The organism is Streptomyces sp. NPDC028314 (assembly GCF_055565795.1).
This window is the reverse complement of the sequence record NZ_JBVHTP010000009.1, coordinates 23020-44481: the sequence shown is the minus strand read 5'-3', so window position 1 is coordinate 44481 and position 21462 is coordinate 23020. Positions and strand designations below refer to the sequence as shown.

Annotated in this window: 19 protein-coding genes; 10 read left to right on the top strand and 9 right to left on the bottom strand. The window is 74.4% G+C overall.

The features are described 5' to 3' along the window. Positions 1–33: 33 nt before the first annotated feature. Positions 34–1791 carry a malto-oligosyltrehalose trehalohydrolase gene (gene treZ / locus ACZ4TG_RS21135; protein WP_468165480.1) on the bottom strand — a complete coding sequence of 586 codons (1758 nt, stop codon included), beginning with the start codon at positions 1789–1791 and terminating at the stop codon, positions 34–36. A 108-nt stretch (positions 1792–1899) separates the two neighbouring features. Between treZ and ACZ4TG_RS21130 the strand changes: the two genes are divergently transcribed. Beyond that, positions 1900–2463, top strand: a complete 564-nt coding sequence (locus tag ACZ4TG_RS21130; RefSeq protein ID WP_468164955.1) for an FHA domain-containing protein — start codon at positions 1900–1902, stop codon at positions 2461–2463. 127 nt (positions 2464–2590) lie between these two features. After that, positions 2591–3064: a GNAT family N-acetyltransferase gene (locus ACZ4TG_RS21125; RefSeq protein ID WP_468164953.1), complete on the top strand. Its 474-nt coding sequence runs from the start codon at positions 2591–2593 to the stop codon at positions 3062–3064. Here ACZ4TG_RS21125 and ACZ4TG_RS21120 read toward each other — a convergent pair. Beyond that, positions 3054–4349: a M14 family zinc carboxypeptidase gene (locus ACZ4TG_RS21120; RefSeq protein ID WP_468165478.1), complete on the bottom strand. Its 1296-nt coding sequence runs from the start codon at positions 4347–4349 to the stop codon at positions 3054–3056. The genes ACZ4TG_RS21125 and ACZ4TG_RS21120 overlap by 11 nt on opposite strands. Before the next feature lie 263 nt (positions 4350–4612). Here ACZ4TG_RS21120 and ACZ4TG_RS21115 point away from each other — a divergent pair, with 263 nt between their 5' ends. After that, positions 4613–4969, top strand: a complete 357-nt coding sequence (locus ACZ4TG_RS21115; RefSeq protein WP_468164951.1) for a hypothetical protein — start codon at positions 4613–4615, stop codon at positions 4967–4969. 42 nt (positions 4970–5011) lie between these two features. Here ACZ4TG_RS21115 and lpdA read toward each other — a convergent pair whose 3' ends face one another. Further along, positions 5012–6415, bottom strand: coding sequence for a dihydrolipoyl dehydrogenase (lpdA, locus tag ACZ4TG_RS21110; protein WP_468164949.1), 1404 nt, complete (start codon positions 6413–6415; stop codon positions 5012–5014). Between the two features lie 84 nt (positions 6416–6499). Between lpdA and ACZ4TG_RS21105 the strand changes: the two genes are divergently transcribed. Further along, positions 6500–7381 carry a LysR family transcriptional regulator gene (locus ACZ4TG_RS21105; RefSeq protein ID WP_468164947.1) on the top strand — a complete coding sequence of 294 codons (882 nt, stop codon included), beginning with the start codon at positions 6500–6502 and terminating at the stop codon, positions 7379–7381. Between the two features lie 16 nt (positions 7382–7397). Here the strand turns inward: ACZ4TG_RS21105 and treY are convergent, their stop codons facing one another. Beyond that, positions 7398–9707, bottom strand: coding sequence for a malto-oligosyltrehalose synthase (gene treY / locus ACZ4TG_RS21100; RefSeq protein WP_468164945.1), 2310 nt, complete (start codon positions 9705–9707; stop codon positions 7398–7400). 82 nt (positions 9708–9789) lie between these two features. Here treY and ACZ4TG_RS21095 point away from each other — a divergent pair, with 82 nt between their 5' ends. Then, positions 9790–11046: an MFS transporter gene (locus ACZ4TG_RS21095; RefSeq protein ID WP_468164943.1), complete on the top strand. Its 1257-nt coding sequence runs from the start codon at positions 9790–9792 to the stop codon at positions 11044–11046. Here the strand turns inward: ACZ4TG_RS21095 and glgX are convergent. After that, positions 11031–13145, bottom strand: a complete 2115-nt coding sequence (gene glgX / locus ACZ4TG_RS21090; protein ID WP_468164941.1) for a glycogen debranching protein GlgX — start codon at positions 13143–13145, stop codon at positions 11031–11033. The genes ACZ4TG_RS21095 and glgX overlap by 16 nt on opposite strands. 303 nt (positions 13146–13448) lie before the next feature. On the opposite strand from glgX, the gene ACZ4TG_RS21085 reads away from it, so the two are divergent. Both ACZ4TG_RS21085 and ACZ4TG_RS21080 read left to right on the top strand, forming a co-directional pair. Continuing rightward, positions 13449–14708, top strand: a complete 1260-nt coding sequence (locus tag ACZ4TG_RS21085) for an SAV2148 family HEPN domain-containing protein (protein WP_468164939.1) — start codon at positions 13449–13451, stop codon at positions 14706–14708. Positions 14709–14832: 124 nt separating this feature from the next. Then, complete coding sequence (locus tag ACZ4TG_RS21080; RefSeq protein ID WP_468165476.1) at positions 14833–15549, top strand: exonuclease domain-containing protein; 717 nt, start codon at positions 14833–14835, stop codon at positions 15547–15549. A gap of 103 nt (positions 15550–15652) precedes the next feature. On the opposite strand, the gene ACZ4TG_RS21075 is transcribed toward ACZ4TG_RS21080, so the two are convergent. Together ACZ4TG_RS21075 and ACZ4TG_RS21070 are read right to left on the bottom strand one after the other, a co-directional pair. Beyond that, positions 15653–16363, bottom strand: a complete 711-nt coding sequence (locus tag ACZ4TG_RS21075; RefSeq protein WP_468164937.1) for a hypothetical protein — start codon at positions 16361–16363, stop codon at positions 15653–15655. Positions 16364–16385: 22 nt separating this feature from the next. Then, a complete protein-coding gene (locus tag ACZ4TG_RS21070; RefSeq protein ID WP_468164935.1) occupies positions 16386–17237 on the bottom strand; it encodes a phosphotransferase enzyme family protein in 852 nt (283 codons plus the stop codon). A 127-nt stretch (positions 17238–17364) separates the two neighbouring features. On the opposite strand from ACZ4TG_RS21070, the gene ACZ4TG_RS21065 reads away from it, so the two are divergent. The 3 genes from ACZ4TG_RS21065 (at position 17365) to ACZ4TG_RS21055 (ending at position 20551) form a co-directional block, all read left to right on the top strand. Continuing rightward, positions 17365–18309, top strand: a complete 945-nt coding sequence (locus ACZ4TG_RS21065) for a carbohydrate ABC transporter permease (RefSeq protein ID WP_468164933.1) — start codon at positions 17365–17367, stop codon at positions 18307–18309. 80 nt (positions 18310–18389) lie between these two features. Then, positions 18390–19226 (top strand): carbohydrate ABC transporter permease, encoded by an 837-nt coding sequence (locus ACZ4TG_RS21060; RefSeq protein ID WP_468165474.1) that lies wholly within the window; start codon positions 18390–18392, stop codon positions 19224–19226. Further along, entirely contained in the window at positions 19226–20551 is a 1326-nt protein-coding gene (locus tag ACZ4TG_RS21055) for an ABC transporter substrate-binding protein (protein WP_468164931.1), read from the top strand. The genes ACZ4TG_RS21060 and ACZ4TG_RS21055 overlap by 1 nt, the downstream gene beginning before the upstream one ends. 16 nt (positions 20552–20567) lie before the next feature. Here ACZ4TG_RS21055 and ACZ4TG_RS21050 read toward each other — a convergent pair whose 3' ends face one another. Together ACZ4TG_RS21050 and ACZ4TG_RS21045 are read right to left on the bottom strand one after the other, a co-directional pair. Next, on the bottom strand, positions 20568–20954 hold the full coding sequence (locus ACZ4TG_RS21050) for a DUF4180 domain-containing protein (RefSeq protein WP_468164929.1): 387 nt from the start codon (positions 20952–20954) through the stop codon (positions 20568–20570). Continuing rightward, positions 20947–21435 (bottom strand): helix-turn-helix domain-containing protein, encoded by a 489-nt coding sequence (locus ACZ4TG_RS21045; RefSeq protein WP_468164927.1) that lies wholly within the window; start codon positions 21433–21435, stop codon positions 20947–20949. Before ACZ4TG_RS21045 ends, ACZ4TG_RS21050 begins: the two co-directional genes overlap by 8 nt. Positions 21436–21462 lie beyond the last annotated feature (27 nt).

Here is a 21462-nt window from a genome sequence, read left to right as displayed (position 1 = left end):
CAGGGCCTCCACGCTCCCGCCGCCCTCCTGGCGCTACGGCCCGAGGACCACCGCCGATTCGCCCGGTACGTGGATCCGCCCGTCCGGACCCGGGTGTTCGACCGGTTCCCAGGCGGCCAGCACCCGCACGCCGTTGCGGCCCAGCGCGATCGTCACCGGCTCCGGGGAGAGGTTCACCGCCACCCGCACCTCGCCGCGCCGGAAGGTGACCCAGCGGCGCTCCTCGTCGTAGGCGACCCGGACCGCCGCCAGGTCCGGGTCGCGCAGGTCCGGGTGGTCGCGGCGCAGGGCGACCAGGGTGCGGTACCAGTCCAGCAGCCGGGCGTGCGGGGCCTGTTCGGGCTCGTCCCAGTCCAGGCAGGAGCGCTCCCGGGTGGCCGGGTCCTGGGGGTCCGGGATCTCCTCGGCCTTCCAGCCGTGCGCCGCGAACTCCCTTCGCCGGCCCGTCCGTACGGCCTCCGCGAGCTCCGGATCGGGGTGGTCGGTGAAGTACTGCCAGGGGGTGCCCGCGCCCCACTCCTCGCCCATGAACAGCATCGGTACGAAGGGCCCGGTCAGCGCCACCGTCGCGGCGCAGGCCAGCAGCCCGGGGGAGAGGGAGGCCGACAGCCGGTCGCCCAGCGCCCGGTTGCCGACCTGGTCGTGGGTCTGGGTGTAGCCGAGGAAGCGGTGCGCGGGGGTGCGGCGCCGGTCCACCGGGCGCCCGTGGGTGCGGCCCCGGAAGGAGGACCAGGTGCCGTCGTGGAAGAAGGCCCGGGTCAGGGTCTTGGCGAGGGCGCCGAGGGGGGCCTCGGCGAAATCGGCGTAGTACCCCTGGGACTCGCCGGTCAGCGCGCAGTGCAGGGCGTGGTGGAAGTCGTCGTTCCACTGGGCGTGCAGCCCCAGCCCGCCGCCGGCGGCGGACCGGGCGGCCGTGGTGTGCGGGTCGCACCGGTCGGACTCGGCGATCAGGAACAGCGGCCGGGAGGTCTCCGCCGCCAGCTCGTCCACGGCCGCCGCCAGCTCCTCCAGGAAGGTCAGCGCCCGCCCGTCGGCCAGGGCGTGCACCGCGTCCAGGCGCAGCCCGTCGATCCGGTAGTCCCGCAGCCACGCCAGGGCGCTGCCGGCGAAGTACGCGCGGACCTCGTCGGAGCCGGCCGCGTCCAGGTTCACCGCCGCCCCCCAGGGGGTGTGGTGGGTGTCGGTGAAGTACGGGCCGAAGGCGGGGAGATGGTTGCCGGAGGGCCCGAGGTGGTTGTGGACCACGTCCAGGACCACGCCCAGCCCGGCCGTGTGCGCCGCGTCCACGAACCGGGCCAGGCCCGCGGGGCCTCCGTACGGCTCGTGCACCGCCCACGGCGCCACCCCGTCGTAACCCCAGCCGTGCCGGCCCGGGAAGGGGCAGACCGGCATCAGCTCGACGTGCGTGATCCCGAGCGCGGTGAGGTGCGGGAGGCGGGCGGCGGCGGCGTCGAAGGTGCCCTCGGGGGTGAACGTCCCGATGTGCAGCTCGTACAGGACGGCGTCCTGGAGCGGGGTGCGGGGCGGCGGCGCCGCCGGGTGCAGTGCGGTGAGGTCGACCACGGCGGAGAGGCCGTCGGGCCCGTCCGGGAGCCGGCGCCCGCGAGGGTCCGGGCGGACCAGCGGATCGTCGCCGAGCAGGAACCCGTACCGGTCGCCGTCGGCGGCCGGGGCGTCCACCACCCACCAGCCGTCCCGGCCCGGACCCGGATCGGGCGTCATCTCGTAGGCGGTGTCGTTCAGTCGCATGGCGACCCGACCTGTCAGCGGTGCCCACACCTCGAACTGCACGGACGGTCCCCTCGTCTCCGGCGCTGCCATGCCTGCATCGTGCCCATCATTCCGGGCCCGGCGGGGGAGTTCTGGACACTTCGTCCCCGACGGGCCGACAATCACCCTGTGACGTCGAGTTTCGAGTTCTCCGCCTATCCCGCGCCGCGGCTGTCCGACGCCGAGCGCGACCGGGCGCTGGGCCAGCTCAGGGAGGGTGCGGCCCTCGGGAAGCTGTCGCACGACACCTTCCTGCGGCGCATGGAACTCGCGCTGGTGGCCCGGCGTTCCGAGGACCTGGCCGTCCTGACGGCCGACCTCCAGAGCCGGCAGGGCGCCGAAAGCCCGTGGACCCGTCGGCTGTTCGGCTGGGTGGGCCGGGCATCGGCGGTGAGCGTGGGGATCCGGCGCGCCTGGCACGCCGAGCGGCTGCCGAAGCTGCTGCTGCCGCACCCGAGCGCGGTTCCGCTGCGGATCGGGCGCGACCCGGGCAACGGGCTGCGGCTCAACCACGAGACCGTCTCGCGGGCGCACGCCGAGCTCGGCCTGCGCGACGGGATGTGGGTGGTCAAGGACCTCGGCTCCACCAACGGCACCACCGTCAACGGGCGCCGGGTGACGGGCTCGGCCGTGGTGCGGGACGGGGACGAGATCGGCTTCGGGCGGATGACGTTCCGGCTCTCCGTCGACTGAACCGCCTGCCGCCTGCCGCCTGCCGCCTGCCGCCTGCCGCCTGCCGCCTGCCGCCTGCCGCCTGCCGCCCGCCGCCGCCCGGCCCCCGGCCCTGCGCCCCGCCCGGGACGGAGCGCAGGATGAGGCCATGGAACACACGTCTGTGGTGCGCCCCGCGCGCCCCGAGGATCTGCCGCGGCTCGTCGAACTGATCCACGAGCACATCGCGTACGAGAGGTCCGCGCCCCGCCCGCCGGGGCTGGCCGGCCGGCTCGGCCCGCAGCTGTTCGCCGAGGACTCCCGGCTGTGGGTGCTGGTGGCCGAGGCCCCGGGGGGCGAGATCGCCGGATACGCCGCCTGCTCGGCGGAGTTCGCGTTCTGGGACGCACGCCACTACCTCCACATGGACTGCCTCTACCTGGCCGAGGACGCGCGCGGGCACGGCCTCGGCGCCGCGCTGATGGAGGGCGTGGCCGCGCTCGCCCGGGACCTGGGCCTGGAGCACGTGGAGTGGCAGACCCCGGCGTGGAACGAGGGCGCGATCCGCTTCTACGACCGCCTCGGCGCGACCGGCGGGCCCAAGCGCCGGTACGCCCTGCCGGTGCGGCCCGCTACCGGCTGACCGCCGTGAGCCGCTCGTAGGCCGCCAGTACCGTCCGGGACTGGTGCTCCACCTGCGTGGCCACCGGTACCCAGCGCGCCTGGAAGCGGGCCGCGAACTCCTCGCACCACCCCGTCACGAGCCGGTCCAGCCCGGGCGCCGCCGGATGCCCCTGCTCCCGCAGGACGCGCAGCAGCATCGCGGCGGCGCGCAGCGACAGCCGCCGCCCGAAGGCGTCGATGCTGCCGATGTGGGCCGTCGTGGCCTCGGCGGGGACCCCGGGGCCGGACCACTCGGCGGTGATCCGGGGGATCAGGGCGAGCGTCCAGTCCACGGCGCGCAGCAGGGCCGCGGTGACGGGATCGGCGCCGTTCCCCGCGTCCCGTACGGCGCCCTCGGCGCCCCCGCGTACCGCGGCCACCCGGGCGGCGTCCCGGGTGAGCCGCCCGGCCAGCATCAGCAGGGCGCGCCGCGGGTCCGGGTGCGGGGCCGGGTCGTCCACCAGGTCGGAGGCCCACATGGGCACTTCGACGATCGCGGTGGTGCCCGCGTACCGGTGGGCGTGGTACCAGGTGCTCAGCCGGGTGTCCTCCGGGTGGAAGGCCCCGGCCGCCTCGGTGCCCGGCTCCGGCATCACGAAGATCCCGGGGCCGGGGGAGGGCCACCCGGTGGCGTCGGAGGCCCCCGTCTCCACCGGGATCCGCAGCTCGGCCGCCGATTTGGCGAAGGGCTCGGCGAGCCCGGGTATGTCCTGGGTGAGCTGGACCCAGGAGCCACCGAGATCGGTGCCGTGCAGGGAGATCTGGAGCACGGGCCGGAGCTCGTCGATGAGTGCGGTCAGGGCCCGGGTCTCGGGCGGCAGCAGGTCCGGAGGCAGTAAGGACGGGGCCCACTCGGGCTGTTCGGGTCCCGGGGGCCGGAAGAAGTTGCGGTGGTAGTCGAGGAGGGAGTACGGGCGGGGCGTGCGGTGCAGGGCCGCCCCGTCGGGGTCGGCGCAGAGCAGGAAGTGCCAGCCGCAGCCGGCCCGGGGTGCCGGGTCGCCGATGACGCGGCGGGCGAGGGAGAGGGCGGTGGGGCCGCCGACGGGCTCGTTGGCGTGCGCCCCGGCGACGACGAGTACGTTGCGGCCCGGCGCACCGGGCGCGTGATCCTGCCCGCCGACGGAGAGCAGCCAGAGCGGCTGGCCGGCCCGGGAGGAGCCGGCCCGGCGTAGTCGCACCAGCGCGGGGTGCTCGTCCGCGAGGGCGCGGGCGGCCAGGGCGAGTTCGTGCGGGGTGGGGTAGCACATGTCTCGTAGGAGGGTCACATGTGATGCCATGCCCGCCGCGCGCCTCCCCTACTGCTGCGCGCGCCCCCGTACTTCACCGAATCCCGCCGATAACCCCTGGCCAACGCCTTGCGCAGGCCGCCCTCCGGGGCCGGTGCCGGGGTCCCCCGTCGGGGCTCCCCCTTCCGGGTGTCGGAAGATCGATTCTGCCCGCGCTGCCACGAGTGGCACCGCGGACCCGCCCCCGCGCCCGCCCTATACCGGGGGTGCATCCCCTGCCACAGCACCCGAGGGAGTCCGAGATGAGAAGACGCATCACCATCCCCGCCCTGGCCGTCCTCCTGGTCCTCGCCGCGGCCGGAACGGCCACCGCCGCCACCCGGGACGGCGACGAGGACCGGGCGGCGCGGGCCGGCCACCCGCAGATCTTCGGGCCGGAGGAGACCATCCTCCCGGGACGGACCTTGACCACCACCGTCCGGTGTCCGGAGGGCTGGATCCCCACGGGCGGCGGTGGTTTCACCGGCGGACCGGCCGGGCCGGACACCGTCATCACGAGCACCTTCCCCGCCGGGGAGTACTGGTCGGTCTCCGCGAAGAACACCCACCCCACGCGGAACGCGACCCTCACCCCCGCCGTCGTCTGCACCCTCCCCTGAACCGCACCGGGGGCGGGCGCCGCGGTACCCGCCCCCGGGCCGCTACTGCTGGTGCAGACCCCGGCCCGCCAGGCTGAGGAAGGCCTCGCCCACCGCCTCCGACAGGGTCGGGTGCGCGTGGACGTGGCGGGCCACGTCGGAGGGCTCGGCGTCCCAGCCCACGATCAGCTGGCTCTCCGCGATCATCTCCGACACGTGCGGGCCCACCAGGTGCACGCCCAGCACCCGCCCGTCCCGCTCCGCGACCACCTTCACCGTGCCGCCCTGCCCGTGCACCATCCCCTTGGCCACGGCCGTCAGCGGCATCGTGTTCACCACCACGTCGTACGAGGCCTCGCGGGCCTGCGCCTCCGTCAGCCCGACCGCGGCCGTCTGCGGCGCCGAGTACGTCACGCGCGGCACCGCCGCGTAGTCCACCGGGGCGCTCGGCACCCCGGCCAGGGTCTCCGCCACCAGCAGCCCCTCCGCGAAGGAGGCGTGCGCGAGCCCCAGGGAGGGCGGCGGCAGCAGGTCGCCGACCACGTGGATGCCCGGGACGGCGGTCTCCAGCCGGGACCAGTCGGCCGGCGCCACGAACCCCCGCTCGTCGGTGGCCAGTCCGGCCGCCGCGAGGTCCAGCCCGTCGGTCACCGGCACCCGCCCGACCGCGACGAGCAGCCGCTGCGCCGTGAGCTCCCGCACCTCCCCGCGCGCCGTCCGCACGGTCGCCCGTACGCCCCCCTCCGCGAGCCGCTCGACCCCTTCCAGCCGGGAACCGGTCCGGACGGCGATCCCGCGCTTCTTCAGGCCGCGCGCCAGGTGCCGGGACACGTCCGCGTCCTCCAGCGGCACCAGCCGGTCCGCGGCCTCGACCAGGGTCACCTCGGCGCCCATCGAGCGGTGGAAGGAGGCGTACTCCACTCCGATGGCCCCGCCGCCCAGCACGAGCACCGAATCCGGCAGCCCCGGCGCGAAGAGGGCGTCGTCGCTGGTGACCACGGTGTGCCCGTCGGGCTCCAGGCCGGGCAGGGTGCGCGGCCGGGACCCGGTGGCCAGCACGATCCCGCGGGCGGCCGTGAACTCCTGCCCGTCGTCGGTCCGTACGGAACGCGGGCCGGTCAGCCGGGCGCCGGCGCGCACCACCCGCACACCGGCGTGCTCCAGGTGGCCCTCCACGCCCTTGTGGTTGCGGGAGACGATGTCGTCCCGGGTCGCGGTCAGCGCCGACCAGTCCACCGAGTCCACGCTCGCCCTGACCCCCCAGCGCTCGCGGGCCTCGGCTATGCCGTCGACGAGTTCGGCCGCGTGCAGCATGGCCTTGCTGGGGATGCATCCGCGGTGCAGGCAGGTCCCGCCGACCTTGTCGCGTTCCGCGAGTACGACGGTCAGCCCCAGGGCCGCGGCGCGCAGGGCGGTGCTGTACCCGCCGGTGCCGCCACCGATCACGATCACATCTACGGTGCTCATGGATCAAGGATGTGCGGGGCCGCCGGGAGAAATCCAAGGCAATGATCTTCTGGCCCCCATGCAGGTTCTTTATGCTCGCAGGTCATGAGCCTGCGCCAGATGGAGTACTTCCTCACCGTCGTGGAGGAATCCTCCTTCACCCGCGCCGCCGACGCCCTGCACGTCACCCAGCCCGCCCTCTCCCACCAGGTCAAGGCCCTGGAGCGGTCCGTGGGCGGGGAGTTGCTGGAGCGGCTGCCGCGCGGGGTCCGGCTCACCCCCATGGGCCGTGCCTTCCTCCCGCACGCCCAGCTCGCCGTCCGCAGCGCCCGCCAGGCCGAGCGCGCCGCCCGCGCCGCCGCCGGCGCCGCCGGGGGCGAGCTGCACATCGCGACCGTGCACGCCGTGGCCGTGGGCGTGCTCCCGGGCATCGCCGCCCGCTGGCGGGCCCTGCACCCGGGCGTGGCACTGGTGCTCCGCGAGTACGGCTCCACCGACGCCCTGGAGGAACAGCTGGAACGGGGCGTCGCCGACGTCGCCGTCGGCCCCGAGCCCACGGAGTGGACCGGGCCGGTCGTCCCCCTCGGGCGGGAGGAACTGGTCCTGGTCGTCCCCTTCGACGACCCGCTCGCCGCACGGGGCGCCGTCCGGCTCGCCGAGCTCGCGGACCGCGACTGGATCCGCTGCGCCATGGAACCGGTGATCGAGGGGCAGCCGTTCCTCGACTGGGCGTGCGGCACGGCGGGTTTCACCCCGCGCACGGTCCTGCGTACGGAACACACCTCGACGGCGGTGCGGATGGCCGCGGCCGGCGTCGGCGTCGTGGTGGCCCCGGCCCACATGGTCCGCGGCGCCGTCGGCGAGGACTGCGTCCTGCTCTCCCTCGACCCGCCGTGGCACCGCCCCCTCGCGGTCTTCTCCCGCGTCGCGCTGACCGGAGCCGCCGCGGCCTTCGCCGACCTGGTACGGCAGACGGACCTGGCCTGATCGGCGGCGAGGAGCCCTACGCCCGGAGCAGGACCACCGCCGGCCAGGTGGCGAGGAGCTCCGACAGCGCGGCCTCGCCCTCGTACGCGGTGTCGTGCGCCAGGGGAATCCAGCGTCCCGGTGGCAGCGGCAGGGCCGTGTCCCGCCAGCCGCCCGAGCCGGCGAGCCGGTGCGAGAGCCGGGTGGCCACCGCGATCAGGTCCGCCGAGCGCGTGAAGGCCACGCAGTGGTCGGCCGCCGCCCCCCGGGCCCGGAGCGGGGCGTAGCCGGTGAACAGTGCGGGCCGGGACCGGCGCAGCCGCAGCAGGGCGGCGGTCAGGGCGAGCTTCTCCTGCGCGACGCCCCGCGGGATCCCGCCCGCGTCGAGCCGGGCCAGCGCCTCGGCGGGGAAGACGGCCGGGCGGCGGTTGTCCGGGTCCACCAGCGCCCGGTACTCGGTCTCCGCGCCCTGGTACACCTCCGGGACCCCGGGCATGGCCAGGTGCAGCAGGGTCATGCCGAGGAGGTTGGACCGGGCGGCCTCCGCCAGGTCCGGCGGGAGGTCCGCGGGGAGCTCCCCGGGGCGGTCCGCGGCCCGCGTGATCCCGGCTTCGTACGCCTCGTCGGGGTCGGTCCAGCTGGTGTGCAGCCCGGCCTCCCTGGCCCCCTTCAGCAGGGCCGCCGCCAGCCGCGGCCCGCGCTCGGGCACCGCCCCGAGGCCCAGCGCGGTCTGCCGGGCCACCCATGCCGCCTGCGGATCGGGGCCGCCCGGCAGGTCGTCCGGCTGCCCGTCCGGCTGCCCGCCGGGCTGCCCGTCCGGCCCCGCCATCCGCTCCGGGGCCTGCGAGAGCACCGAGATCCGCGCCCGGACGTCCGCGCTCCGCTTCGTGTCGTGGGTGGACAGCACCGTCCCCGAGGCGGGCCAGTCCCGCTCCAGTTCCGCGCAGTACGCGTGGAACTCCGCGGCCGCGACCGCCGGTTCCCCGGGCTCCCCGCCGACCTCGGTGGCCGACAGCAGCGGTGCCCAGCGGTAGAAGGCCCGGTCCTCCAGGGACTTGGCGCGCAGGGCCGCCGAGGTCTGGGCGAAGCGCGCCGCGAAGGCCGGATCCCGCAGCACCAGGTCCCGTACGCCGGCCACCGCACCGGCGCCGGCCCGTCCGGCCGCGGGCTCCAGGGCCTCGGCCGCCAGCCCCGGCCCGCCGGGATACGGCCGGTAGACCGGGTAGGCGATCAGCAGCTCCCGTACCGCCGCGGCCAGCTCCGGACCGGCCTGCCGCTCCAGCGCCGCCAGCTCGGCGGCCAGATCGCCGGTCAGCACCTCCCGGGCCGCCGCCCCGGCGGTCTCCGCCCAGGAGGGCATCCCGGTGGACTCCCGGTACCGGCGGGCCAGTTCGGCCACCCCGGCGGGATCCGCGAACAGCCCGTCCACCCGGTGCAGCGCGTCGTAGCCGGTGGTGCCCGCCACCGGCCACCCGGCCGGCAGCCGCTCGCGCCGGGCCAGGATCTTCTCCACCACCACCCAGCAGCGCCCGCCCACCGCCTCCCGCAGCCGCCGCAGGTAGCCCTCCGGATCCGCCAGCCCGTCCACGTGGTCGATCCGCAGCCCCTGCACCACCCCGTCCCGCACCAGCTCCAGCACCTTCGCATGGGTGGCCGCGAAGACGGCCGGGTCCTCCACCCGGACCCCGATCAGATCCGAAATGGTGAAGAAGCGGCGGTAGTTCAGCCCGGTCCGGGCCTCCCGCCACCAGGCGGGCCGGTACCACTGCGCGGCCAGCAGCTCCGGCACCGGCAGCCCGGCCGTCCCCTCCCGCAACGGGAACTCCCGGTCGCCGTAGCGGAGCAGCTCCCCCTCGGCCCTCACCTCGCCCGGGTCCAGCGGCCCGGCGAGCACGGGCAGCAGCACCTGCCCCCCGCCCGCCTCCCAGTCGATGTCGAACCACGACGCGTAGGGCGAGCGCGGACCCTCCCGCAGCACCTCCCACAGCGGCAGGTTGAGCCGCAGCGGAGTCGGCACCGCCATGTGGTTCGGCACGATGTCGAGCACCAGGCCGAGCCCGTGCGCCCGCGCGGTCGCGGCGAGCTCCCGCAGGCCCGCCTCCCCGCCGAGCTCGGCCCGCACCCGGGAGTGGTCGGTGACGTCGTAGCCGTGCGCGGAGCCGGGAACCGCCTCCAGCACCGGGGACAGGTGCAGGTGTGACACGCCGAGCGCGGCGAGGTACGGTACCGCTGCCCCGGCCGCCGCGAACGGGAACTCGGGGCGCAGCTGGAGGCGGTAGGTGGACGCCGGGGTGACGGATGCCGGAACATCCGATCCGGATGGGCTGCTCGAGTACTCCTGGGTCATGAGAACGTACGTACCCAGACTCCGGGATTCCGTGCCATTACCCCATGCATCCGGGTGACCGCACCGGGTTAACGTCCGTCGGGTGTTTGGAACCGTCGGCACCTACCGAAAAGTCATCGCCCTGACCGGGCCCCTTCTTCCGCTCGTCTCCTTCCTCGCCCGACTGCCCGTCGCGATGTGCCAGTTCGGAAGCGTCCTGCTGATCGCCGAGACCACCGGGTCCCTGGCCACCGCCGGAGTCATCGGTCTCACCCTCTCCGCCGGACAGGTGCTCTTCGGGCCCCTCCTGGGCCGGCTCGCCGACCGCCACGGACAGCGCCCCGTCGTGCTGGGCGCCGCCGCGGTCAACGCGGTGGCCACCACGGCGCTGGTCGCCGGAGCCCTCGGACACCTCGACACGGCCCCGCTCGCCGCGATCGCGGCCGGCGCCGGCGCCTCCATCCCGCTGATCGGCCCCCTGTCCCGCAGCCGTTCCGTGGCCCTGGCGCACCGGGCCGGGTCCGACGACGGCGTGGTGGGCGCCGTCCACTCGCTCGAAGGCACCCTGGACGAGGTCTCGTTCGTCATCGGACCGGCCCTCGTGGGGAGCGCCGCGCTCCTCGCGCACCCGGCCGTGGCCCTCCTCGGCGCCGCCGCCCTCGTCGCCGTCTTCGGCGGCGTCTTCGCGCTCCACCCGACGGCCTCCGCCACCGCCGGCTCGCCCGCCCCGGCGCGGCCCCAGGGCGGCCGGGTGCGGCCGCCGGGCGTCGTGTACTCCGTACGGGGTTCGCTCGCCCTCCAGGGCGCCATGTTCGGCGCCTGCCAGGCCGGGATCGCCGCGCTCACCCTCCGGTTGGGCGTCCCCGGGCAGGCGGGCCTCGTCTACGCCTCGCTGGGCGTGGTCAGCGCCGTCGTGGGCCTCGCCATGGGCGCGCTGCCCGCCCGCATCGGGCTGCGGCTGCGCTGGCGGGTGGCCACCGCGGCCGGGCTGGCCCTGTCGGTGCCGCTGCTGTTCACCGACAGCCTGCTGCCGCTGTACGCGGTCGTCACCGTGCTCGGCGCCGCCTGCGCCCCGCACCTGATCACCGCCTTCGCGCTCACCGAGCGGCACGTGGAACCCGCCCGGCTCGCCGAGTCGATGGCCTTCGCCGCGAGTTCGCTCGTCGCCGGGCAGTCCCTCGCGCTCGGGCTCAGCGGGCAGTTCGCCGAGTGGTACGGACCCGCCGGGGCCTTCGCGGTCGCCGTGGGGGCCGCCGCGCTGTGCCTGGGGCTGGCGCTGTTCACCCGGGTGCCCGCCGCCCGAACGCACACCTCCGCCCACGCTCCGGCCGCTGTCCCGGCCGCCTACGCCGGCCGCTGAAGCACGACCAGACACCGTCCTGTCAGCGCCACCCGGTCCCCGGCCGCGTACTGCGGCCCGGTGCCGGGTGGCAGCGTCTGCGACCGCGACGTGTCCACGACCAGGCGCCACTGGGCCCCGTGCCCGGCCGGAACGGTGAAGTCCTGCGGATCGGCACCCGCGTTGAACATCAGCAGGAACGAGTCGTCGGTGATCCGCTCCCCGCGCGAGCCCGGTTCGGAGATGGCCTCGCCGTTGAGGAACACCGCCAGCGAACGCGCGTGCTGTGCCTGCCAGTCCCGGGCCCGCATCTCCTCGCCGTGCGGGGTGAACCAGGCGATGTCCGAGAGCTCGTCGTGCGTGCCCTCCACCGGGCGGCCGTGGAAGAACCGGCGCCGCCGGAACACCGGGTGGTCGCGCCGCAGCCACACCATCTGCCGGGTGAACTCCAGCAGCGACGGGGCCGGTTTGCCCGGCTCGGGCCAGGTCACCCAGGACAGCTCGTTGTCCTGGCAGTAGGCGTTGTTGTTGCCGCCCTGCGTGCGGGCGAACTCGTCCCCGTGGCTGAGCATCGGAACGCCCTGCGAAAGCATCAGCGTGGCGATGAAGTTGCGCATCTGGCGCTCGCGCAGCTCCAGGATCTCCGGGTCCTCCGTCGGGCCCTCCACCCCGCAGTTCCAGGACCGGTTGTGCGTCTCGCCGTCCCGGTTGCCCTCGCGGTTGGCCTCGTTGTGCTTCTCGTTGTACGAGACCAGGTCGTGCAGGGTGAAACCGTCGTGGCAGGTGGTGAAGTTGATGGAGGCCAGCGGGCGGCGGCCGTCGTCCTGGTAGAGGTCCGAGGAGCCGGTCAGCCGTCCGGCGAACTCCGCGAGCGTACGCGGCTGCCCGCGCCACAGGTCCCGTACGGTGTCGCGGTACTTGCCGTTCCACTCCGTCCACAGCGGCGGGAAGTTGCCCACCTGGTAGCCGCCCTCGCCCAGGTCCCAGGGCTCGGCGATCAGCTTCACCTGGCTCACCACCGGGTCCTGCTGCACCAGGTCGAAGAACGAGGACAGCCGGTCCACCTCGTGGAACTGGCGGGCCAGGGTGGCCGCGAGGTCGAAGCGGAAGCCGTCCACGTGCATCTCGGTGACCCAGTAGCGCAGCGAGTCCATGATCAGTTGGAGCACGTGCGGGGACCGCATCAGCAGCGAGTTGCCCGTGCCGGTCGTGTCCATGTAGTGGCGCGGGTCTTCCGCCAGCCGGTAGTACGAGGAGTTGTCCAGCCCCCGGAAGGACAGCGTCGGCCCCAGGTGGTTGCCCTCGGCGGTGTGGTTGTAGACCACGTCCAGGATCACCTCGATCCCGGCCTCGTGCAGGGCCCGGACCGCCGACTTGAACTCCAGCACCTGCTGGCCGCGGTCACCGGAGGCGTAGCCGTTGTGCGGGGCGAAGAAGCCGATGGTGTTGTAGCCCCAGTAGTTGCTGAGCCCGTCGTCGACCAGCCGGTGGTCGTTGACGTACTGGTGCACCGGCATCAGCTCCAGCGCCGTCACCCCGAGCTTGGTCAGGTGCCCGATGACCGCCGGGTGCGCGAGGGCCCCGTAGGTGCCGCGCAGCTCCTCGGGGAGCTCGGGGTGGTGCATGGTGAGGCCCTTGACGTGCGCCTCGTACAGGACCGTGTGGTGGTACTCGTGGCGCGGCGGCCGGTCGTTGGCCCAGTCGAAGTACGGGTTCACCACCACCGAACTCATCGTGTGCGGGGCCGAGTCCAGGTCGTTGCGCGAGTCGGGCCGGCCGAAGTGGTAGCCGTAGACCTGCTCGCCCCAGTCGACGCTCCCGCTGATGGCCCGCGCGTACGGGTCCAGGAGCAGCTTCGCCGCGTTGCAGCGCAGCCCGCGCTCGGGCTCGTACGGTCCGTGGACCCGGAACCCGTAGCGCTGGCCCGGCATCACGCCGGGCAGATAGGCGTGCCGGACGAAGGCGTCCGTCTCACGCAGCTCGACGGCCGTCTCCGAGCCGTCGTCGTGCAGCAGACACAGCTCGATCCTTCGGGCGGCCTCGGAGTAGACCGCGAAATTGGTGCCGGCGCCGTCGTACGTCGCGCCCAGCGGATACGCCTGTCCCGGCCAGACCTGCATAGATAACGACTCTTCCCTCGGTGTCGGAGGACGATCCGGCTGATCCGGCTGATCCGGCTGATCCGGCGTGGACCACGTCACTGCCAGATCTTCCCCGAAAGAGGGTCCCCAAGCGGGGACTTGCGATGGTCCTACCGGGTGACCCGGAGAGCTGATATGCGGGTCAGTGGACTGTGTGGGCATCACATAATGGGTCAACGGACAGCCGGTGTACGGGCCATCGGGCTGCATCGGGCCGCGCGCGCGGAGTACCCTTCCGTGATCACTGGAGACGGGCGTCCAGACGCAGAAGGCGGTGCACGGGTGAGCTCGGGAGGTCTGGAGCTGCCCCCTGGTGACAGCGGTCACGAGGGCGGCCCGGCGGACGCCGCGGGGGGTGCGCCCGGTGGCGTGCCGGCCGGGGCGGTGTCGCTGGCCCCGCCGACGGCCGGGAGCGTACGGGCCGGGGCCGAGCTGGACTGGAGCGCGGAGGCCTGGAGCGAGGTCCGGACCCGCGCCCAGCGGGCAGGACGTGCGTACATCTGGCTGAATCTCATCGAACAGCGGCTGCGGTCGGTGGTCGGTGCGGTGCTGCGGCCGATCTACGAGCCGGTGCACGGCGGGGACGACTGGGTGGTCGCCGCCGCCGGGCCCGCCGGGCAGGAGTGGGTGCAGCGGGCGGTGGCCGTGCGCGAGGTCAGCCGGCGCAAGGGCTATCTGCTGGACCCGGCCGACGACAACGTCCTGAGCTTCCTGACGCTGCCCCAGCTGCGGGAGCTGATGGTCCAGCACTGGCCGTGCTTCGAGCCGTACTTCGACGACCGCCGGGAGATCGAGCTGGCCCTGGACGAGCTGGAGGTCACCCGGAACGTGGTCTCCCGCAACCGGGCCCTGTCGAGGGCGGTGCTGGAACAGGCCGAGCGGGCCTCGGCGCGGCTGCTGGAGGTGCTCGGCGGCGGCTCGGGCTCGCCCTCGGCGGACCGGCTGCCGATCGACGCGGTCGAGGACCTGGTCGGGGACCGGTACGCCGACGTCATCTCCGTCCACCCGGACCGGGTGCGGCTCCAGCGGCAGCTCCCGGCGGAGGACCTGTTCGGCGGGGCCCGGCGGCTCGACGCCATCGGCATAGGCCTCAACCTGCTGGTGCAGAACTTCTCGGGCCGAAGACTCGTCCGGCTCACCGAGGCGGGCTGCCGCGTGCGGCTGCTGTTCCTGAACCCGGCGAGCAGCGCGGTCAAGCGGCGCGAGCGGGAGCTGGGCCTGCGCAAGGGCGAGCTGAGCCGGTCGGTGGAGATGAACATCCTGCACGTGCGGCGGGTGCGGGCCGGGCTGCGGGACGCGTCGCGCTTCGAGATCCACGTCTTCGACGAGACCCCCCGCTTCACCGCCTACCTGGTCGAGGGGGAGTCCTCGGGGATCGCCGTGGTCCAGTCCTACCTGCGGCGGGCCCGGGGCATGGAGGCCCCGGTGCTGGTGCTGCGGGGCGGCGGGCGGGGTGTGCCCAAGGACGCCGACCACGGGCTGTTCACCACCTACCGGGAGGAATTCGAGTCGGTGTGGGAGGACTCCCGGCCGGTCTCCTGAGGCGGCCGGTCCCTCCCCGGACCGACCCGGCGGCCCGGGTGTCAGTGCCCCGTGGCAGGCTGAAAGTCGTTGACCGGATGGATGTACGGGGGAGGGGCACGGGGTGGAGGACTGGCACGGCACGATGGCGTGGCACGGGGGAGCGCTGGTCGGGTTCGACCTGGAGACGACCGGCACGGAGCCGGGGGAGTCCAGGATCGTGACGGCCGCGGTGGTCGAGGTGTACGGCGGTGAGGTGCGCGAGCGGCGCGGCTGGCTGGCGGACCCGGGGATACCGATCCCGGAGGGGGCCTCGGCGATCCACGGGATCAGCACCGAGCGGGCCGTCGCGGAGGGCCGCCCGGTGCGGGAGGTCGCGGACGAGGTGGCTGCCGTACTGGCGGAGCACTGGCGCCGGGGCGCGGTGGTGGTCGCGTACAACGCGGCCTTCGACCTGACGCTGCTCTCGGCGGAGCTGGCCCGGCACGGGCTGCCCTCGCTGGCGGACCGGCTGGGCGGGGTGGAGACGGGGCCGGTGGTGGACCCGCTGACCATCGACCGGGCGGTGGACCGCTACCGGCGCGGCAAGCGCACGCTGGAGGCGGTGTGCGGGGTGTACGGGGTCACCCTGGAGGACGCGCACGACGCGGGCGCCGACGCGCTGGCGGCGGTGCAGGTGGCCCGGGCGATAGCCGAACGCCACCCGGAGGTGGCCGGGCTCACCCCGGCCGTCCTGCATGACAAGCAGGGCACCTGGCACGCCCGCTGGGCCCGGGACTTCCAGTCGTACCTGCGGCGCCAGGGCACGCCGGACGCGGTGATAGACACGGCCTGGCCGCTGCGGGGGCTGGTGCCGGCCTGAGCGTCGGGGCCGGGTGCCCGAGCGGCCACGGGCCGGCGCGTGGCCCCGGCCACTGCCCGAGCCTCGGGCGGGGCCGCTGCGGGGGCCGGGGCCGGCCCGGGCCTCAGGGGCGCCAGCTGTCGCAGTACTCGATGTGGAACTCGCGGGCGTCGCCGAGGATGCCGTCGTTGGAGTGGAGCTCGGTGCAGTAGTGCGGGTAGCCCTGGTGCACCGGGACGTAGCCGGGGCCGTGCAGGGCGACGTCGAGGAAGTGCCGGGCGGTCTGCCGGAACACCTTCGCGCTGCCGGTCATGAAGAGCGTGTCGGCGTGGACGTGCTGGTGGAACAGGTCCCGGTTCTCCGCGTAGTGCCGTACGTACGCGGCCTCGACGGCCTCCGGCCGCGGGGCCTCGACCGGCAGGGTCACGGTCCGGGGGCGGCCCGCGCCCAGCCGTGCGCGCAGTTCCTTCCAGCGGGCGGGCGCGAACTGGAGCGAGTGGTGCAGCAGCACCAGGTCGAGCCGGTGGGCCCCGGGGTGCAGGGGATCAGGGCGCAGGGGATCGGGGCGCAGGGGATCGGGGTGCAGCGGATCGGGCGCTGCGGGAGGGCGGTTGGCCCGGATCGGCAGGTGGATCAGCGAACGCGGCGAAGAGGCGGCCAGCGTCCACAGTCCGGCGGTGAGCCGGGCCGCCTCCAGGTCGAGGGAGACGTTCAGGTACCGGTCGCGGTCGGTGAGCACGGCACGGACCGGGGGCCGGGCCGGGCGGATGACCTTGAACTCCGACGGGCCGAGCCGGGCCCGGTGGACGGTGAGGTGCAGTTCCAGAGGTTTCATTGAGGGCCTTGGTACTGCACGGCTAGAACGGGTGCCAGCGCATTTCCGTGTCCCCGTCGCGCAACGACGCGACCCGGCGGCGGAATTCGGCCAGTGCCTTCGGGTTCGTCGGCGCGTGCTGGGAGACCCAGGCGCAGCTCGCCGTCTCCCGGGCGCCGCGCAGGACCGCGCAGCCCTCCCAGTCGCGCACGTCCCACCCGTACGCGTCCACGAAGGCCTCGTACGACTCGGCGGGCAGCCCGTACCGGTCGAGGGACAGCGCCATCACCACCAGGTCGTGTTCCCTCAGGTCGGCCGATACGGTCTCCAGGTCCACCAGGACCGGCCCGGCCGGGCCCACATGGACGTTGCGGGGCAGCGCGTCCCCGTGGATCGGCCCCAGCGGAAGGCGGGGGGTCAGCGCGGCCACCTCGCCGGCGTAGGCGTCGCGGCGGGCCCGCAGGTACGCGGCGTCGGCCGGATCGACGGCCTCTCCGGCCAGCCGCAGCCAGCGTTCCACCCCGCCCAGCAGGTCGCGCGCGGGCAGGGCGAAGGGCGGGTCGGGCAGCGCGTGGATCCGGCGCAGCAGCAGGGCGAGGTCCTCGGGGCGCGCCGGCCGGACCGCGCCCGGGAGCCGGTGCCAGAGCGTCACCGGGTGCCCGGCCACCAGCCGCGGCTCCGGCTCGGCCGCGCGGACCGCGGGAACCCCGGCCTGCGCGAGCCAGTCCGCCACGGCCAGTTCCCGCTCGGCCCGCTCCAGCAGCGCGGCCTCCCGGCCCACCTTGGCCACCAGGGAGCCGACCGCGAAGACGGCGTTCTCGCCGAAGGTGAGCAGCTCGGCGTCCCCGGTGAGGCCCGCCGCCGTCAGTACGTCCCTGGCCTGCGCCTCGTCCATGCCGTCTCTCCGGATCGTCGTGAATCCGCCAAGTCTGCCATCCCGGTGCACACCGTCTTGACGCGCCATCGTGGCCTGCGCACGATGGCCGAGGCGGGATCCTGATGATCCACCCGGAAGGCGGGCAATGGTGACCCCAGCCGTCACGGCCGCCCCGGCGCGCCGCCGCACCGGCCCCGGGCCCGGCCGTACGCTGCGCCGGCCGCCCGACCACGGGGCCTGGTTCCTGGTCCTCCCCGCCCTGATCCCGATCCTCTTCCTCAGCGTCGGCCCGCTGCTCTACGGCATCGGCCTCGCCTTCACCGACTCCCAGTCCGGGCGGACCGCCCCGACCCGGTGGGTGGGCGCGCTCAACTTCCAGGACCTGCTGCACGACCGGCTGTTCTGGGAGTCCTTCCGGATCGGCCTGGTGTGGGCGGCCGGGGTGACCGTGCCGCAGTTCCTGCTGGCCCTCGGCCTCGCCCTGCTCCTCAACCAGAACCTGCGCCTGCGCTGGCTGGCACGGTCGCTGGCGATCATCCCCTGGGCCATGCCCGAGGTGGTCGTGGGCATCATGTGGCGGCTCGTCTACCACCCCGACGCGGGCGTGCTCAACGAAACCCTGTCCACCCTCGGCCTCGGCGGGGAGACCGACTGGCTCAGCGGCCTCGCCACCGCTCTGCCCGCCGTGATCGTCGTCGGCGTCTGGGCGGGCATGCCGCAGACCACCGTGGCCCTGCTCGCCGGCCTGCAGAACACCCCGCACGAACTGCACGAGGCCGCCGCCCTCGACGGCGCCGGGGCCTGGCGCCGCTTCAGGGCCGTGACCTGGCCCGCGCTGAGGCCCGTGGCGCTGTCGATCTCCGCGCTCAACTTCATCTGGAACGTCAACTCCTTCGCGCTGGTCTACGTCCTGACCAACGGCGGCCCCGGCGGCCGGACCCGGCTGCCCATGCTGTTCGCGTATGAAGAGGCCTTCCGCTACGGGCAGTTCGGGTATGCCGCCGCCATGGGCTGCGTGCTCGTCGCGGTGATCTCCGTACTGCTCGCCGGGTACCTCGCCGGGCGGCTGAGGGCAGGGGAGGAGCGGTGAGCGCCGGTACGCGCGAAGCCGCCCGAGCGGGCCTGGCCGCCCGGCCGGGCAGGACCGGCCCGCGGGGCAGGGCCGGCCGACTGCGCAGGGCCGGCCGGGCGGGCCTGGCCGCCCGGTACGCCGCCCTCGCCGGCTATCTCGTCTTCCTCGGCTTCCCGTTCCTGTGGCTGGTGTCGATGGCCTTCAAGCCCGCGCGCGAGCTCGGCAGCCTGCACCCCACCTGGATCCCGAGGGACCCGACCCTCGGCAACTTCCGCCAGGCCTTCGACGAGCAGCCGCTGTTGCACGCGGCCCTCAACAGCCTGGTCGCCGCACTCTGCGCCGCCGTGATCGCCGTGGTGCTCGCCACGCCGGCGGCCTTCGTCCTCGCCCGGCGCCGCGGGAGGCTCTCCACCGTCGCCACCGGGTGGGTCGTGGTCAGCCAGGCCTTCCCCTTCGTGCTCGTGATCATCCCGCTGTTCCTGGTGCTCAAGAACCTGCGCCTGGTCAATTCCGTGCCGGGTCTGATCCTGGTCTACGTCGTCTGGTCGCTGCCGTTCGCCCTGTGGATGCTCGTCGGGTACGTGCGCGCCGTGCCGCCGGAACTGGAGGAGGCGGCGGCGATGGACGGCGCCGGGCGGCTGCGCACCCTCGTCTCGGTGGTCGCGCCGCTGCTGGCCCCCGGGCTCGTCGCCACCGCGCTGTTCGCCTTCGTCACCGCGTGGAACGAGTTCTTCTTCGCGCTCGTCCTCCTCAAGTCCCCGCAGAAGCAGACCCTGCCGGTGGTCCTGACCCACTTCCTGGGCGCCGAGGGGGCCGCGGACCTCGGCCCGCTCGCCGCCGCCGCGTTCCTGGCGACCCTGCCCTCCCTGATCGTCTTCTCCGTCATCCAGAAGCGCATCACGGGCGGCATGCTGGCGGGGGCGGTGAAGAGCTGATGGCCGCGCTCCGCAAGTCCCTCACGGCCGCCCTCACCTGCGCCGCCCTGCTGCTCGCCGGGTGCTCCGGCGGCCCGGACGACCGGACCGCGGCTGATGGGAAGATCAGGATCCGGTTCCAGTCGCTCGCCTGGCAGAAGGAGTCCGTCGACGCGAACAAGGCCCTGGTCGCCGAATGGAACGCCGAACACCCCGGCATCCAGGTCGAGTACGTCCAGGGCAGCTGGAGCAGCGTCCACGACCAGCTGCTCACCTCCTTCGAGGGCGGCGAGGCCCCCGACGTCATCCACGACGCCTCCGACGACCTCGCGGACTTCGCGTACGGGGGCCACCTCGCGGACCTGCGGCCGCTGCTCTCCGACCGGCTGCGGGCCGACATCCCGGCCGACAGCTGGCAGACCACCACCCTCGGCGGCGACGGCCGGGGCGAGGGGGGCGGCGGGGTGTACGGGGTGCCGTTCCTCCAGGAACCCCGGGTGCTGATGGCCAACACCGCGCTGCTGCGCGCCTCCGGGGTCCGCATTCCCACCGTCGAAGCCCCCTGGAGCTGGGCGGAGTTCCGCGCGGCGGCCGAGCGGCTCACGGCCGAGGGCCGGTACGGGGTGGCGTGGCCCCTCAAGGACCCCGTGTCCGCCACGCTCAACCTCGGCCTGTCCGAGGGCGGCCGGCTCTTCCACCGCGAGGCTGATGGGAAGGTCAGCCTCCGCTGGGCGGCGGGGGACGCCGTCGTCCCCGCGACCGTACGGGCCCAGGTCGGCACCGACCACAGCGCCTCCCGGGCCACTCTGGGGATGGGCGGCTCCGACACGCTGCCCGGGTTCTTCGGCGGCAGGTACGCGATGGTGCCGCTCGGGTTCTCCTACCGCCAGCAGATCGTCCGGCAGGCCCCGGCCGGCTTCGAGTGGCAGGTGCTGCCGCCCCCGGCGGGGGCGGACGGCCTGGCCCAGGGAGTCAGCCCGCAGACCCTGTCCATCGCGCAGGACAGCCCGCACAAGAAGGAGGCCGCCGCCTTCGTCGACTTCCTGCTGCGCCCGGCCAACATGGTCCGGCTCGCACGCGGCGACTGGATGCTGCCGACCGGTACGCAGGCCCTCGCGGACCCGGCCCTGCGCACCCCGGAGCTCGGCTGGGCCACGGGTGCGGAGCTGGCCGCACACCTGCGCCCGGCCCCGGCCCAGTCGGTGCGCGGCTACCCGGAGTGGAAGGACAAGGTGGCCACCCCGGCGCTGCAGGAGTACTACAGCGGCGCGATCGGTCTCCCCGAACTGGAGAAACGGCTGGTCGGGGACGGGAGCCGGGTGCTGGCCCGGTACCAGCGCCGATGAGGGGGCGGACGCGCGGCTACCGGGCGGGCCCGCCCTGGCCGCCCAGCCGCGCTCCGAGCTCGTCGAGGCCGGTCACGAACCAGATGTGCGGGCCGCGGTTGGACTCGCGGACGAGGTCGGGCAGGGCCGAACTGGCCCGCAGATGGCGCGAGATGTCGCCGACGACCACCAGCCGGAGCCGGTAGTTCACGAACTTCTGCATGATCGCCCCGGCCAGTCCGGTGCTGAGGTCGAAGAAGCGGTCGTCGAGCCGCTCCGCGGGGACCGCGACGACGGCCGCCTCCCGGGAGAAGGCCCCGCCGATCAGGTGGTCGAGGGCGTCCTGCTCGGAGGCGACCGGCGGGCCCTGGGGGTCGCAGACGAGCACCGGGACGCCGTGGTGCTCCTCGATGAGGTCAGGCACGGTGCCCCGCCTCCCCGGCGTCGGCCGGGAACATGCCGTTCTCCGGTCCGAGTGCCCCGTCGAGCAGCTGCAACAGGTCCGCCGTCGCCGCGGCGTCGCCCAGGATCACGATCTTCATACGGGCCCGCTCCTTGTCGTACACCGTCTGGATGCGCAGGGGTTGCGGCGTGTCCCGCGCGGACTGCGCGCTGGCCGTGAGGAAGGTGCCGAGCCGGCTCGCGGCGTCCGGGCCGAGCGGGTCGATCTGCACGATGCTCGACACCTCCACGTGCCCGCGCGGGGCGGCCGCCGCCGGGGCCGCCCCTTCGGCAGGGCGGCCGGTCAGGGCCTCGAAGTCGGCCCGGCTGATCCGGTACTGCTTGCCGATCCGGACGGCTTTGAGGCGGCCGTCGCGGACGTAGTTCCGCACGGTCCGCACATGCAGACCCAGGCGCTCGGCGACCTCACCGACCGAATAGAGCTCGTTCTCGGCACTCTCCATAGGGATGGATCGTACTCTAAACGACTG

What these genes read in the sequence shown, in the direction of transcription:
- ACZ4TG_RS21125 (WP_468164953.1), top strand. Translation starts at nt 2,591, where the DNA reads ATGGAACACACGTCTGTGGTGCGCCCCGCGCGCCCCGAGGATCTGCCG.
- ACZ4TG_RS21115 (WP_468164951.1), top strand. Translation starts at nt 4,613, where the DNA reads ATGAGAAGACGCATCACCATCCCCGCCCTGGCCGTCCTCCTGGTCCTC.
- lpdA (WP_468164949.1), bottom strand. Translation starts at nt 6,415, where the DNA reads ATGAGCACCGTAGATGTGATCGTGATCGGTGGCGGCACCGGCGGGTAC.
- ACZ4TG_RS21105 (WP_468164947.1), top strand. Translation starts at nt 6,500, where the DNA reads ATGAGCCTGCGCCAGATGGAGTACTTCCTCACCGTCGTGGAGGAATCC.
- treY (WP_468164945.1), bottom strand. Translation starts at nt 9,707, where the DNA reads ATGACCCAGGAGTACTCGAGCAGCCCATCCGGATCGGATGTTCCGGCA.
- glgX (WP_468164941.1), bottom strand. Translation starts at nt 13,145, where the DNA reads ATGCAGGTCTGGCCGGGACAGGCGTATCCGCTGGGCGCGACGTACGAC.
- ACZ4TG_RS21080 (WP_468165476.1), top strand. Translation starts at nt 14,833, where the DNA reads ATGGCGTGGCACGGGGGAGCGCTGGTCGGGTTCGACCTGGAGACGACC.
- ACZ4TG_RS21075 (WP_468164937.1), bottom strand. Translation starts at nt 16,363, where the DNA reads ATGAAACCTCTGGAACTGCACCTCACCGTCCACCGGGCCCGGCTCGGC.
- ACZ4TG_RS21070 (WP_468164935.1), bottom strand. Translation starts at nt 17,237, where the DNA reads ATGGACGAGGCGCAGGCCAGGGACGTACTGACGGCGGCGGGCCTCACC.
- ACZ4TG_RS21065 (WP_468164933.1), top strand. Translation starts at nt 17,365, where the DNA reads ATGGTGACCCCAGCCGTCACGGCCGCCCCGGCGCGCCGCCGCACCGGC.
- ACZ4TG_RS21055 (WP_468164931.1), top strand. Translation starts at nt 19,226, where the DNA reads ATGGCCGCGCTCCGCAAGTCCCTCACGGCCGCCCTCACCTGCGCCGCC.
- ACZ4TG_RS21045 (WP_468164927.1), bottom strand. Translation starts at nt 21,435, where the DNA reads ATGGAGAGTGCCGAGAACGAGCTCTATTCGGTCGGTGAGGTCGCCGAG.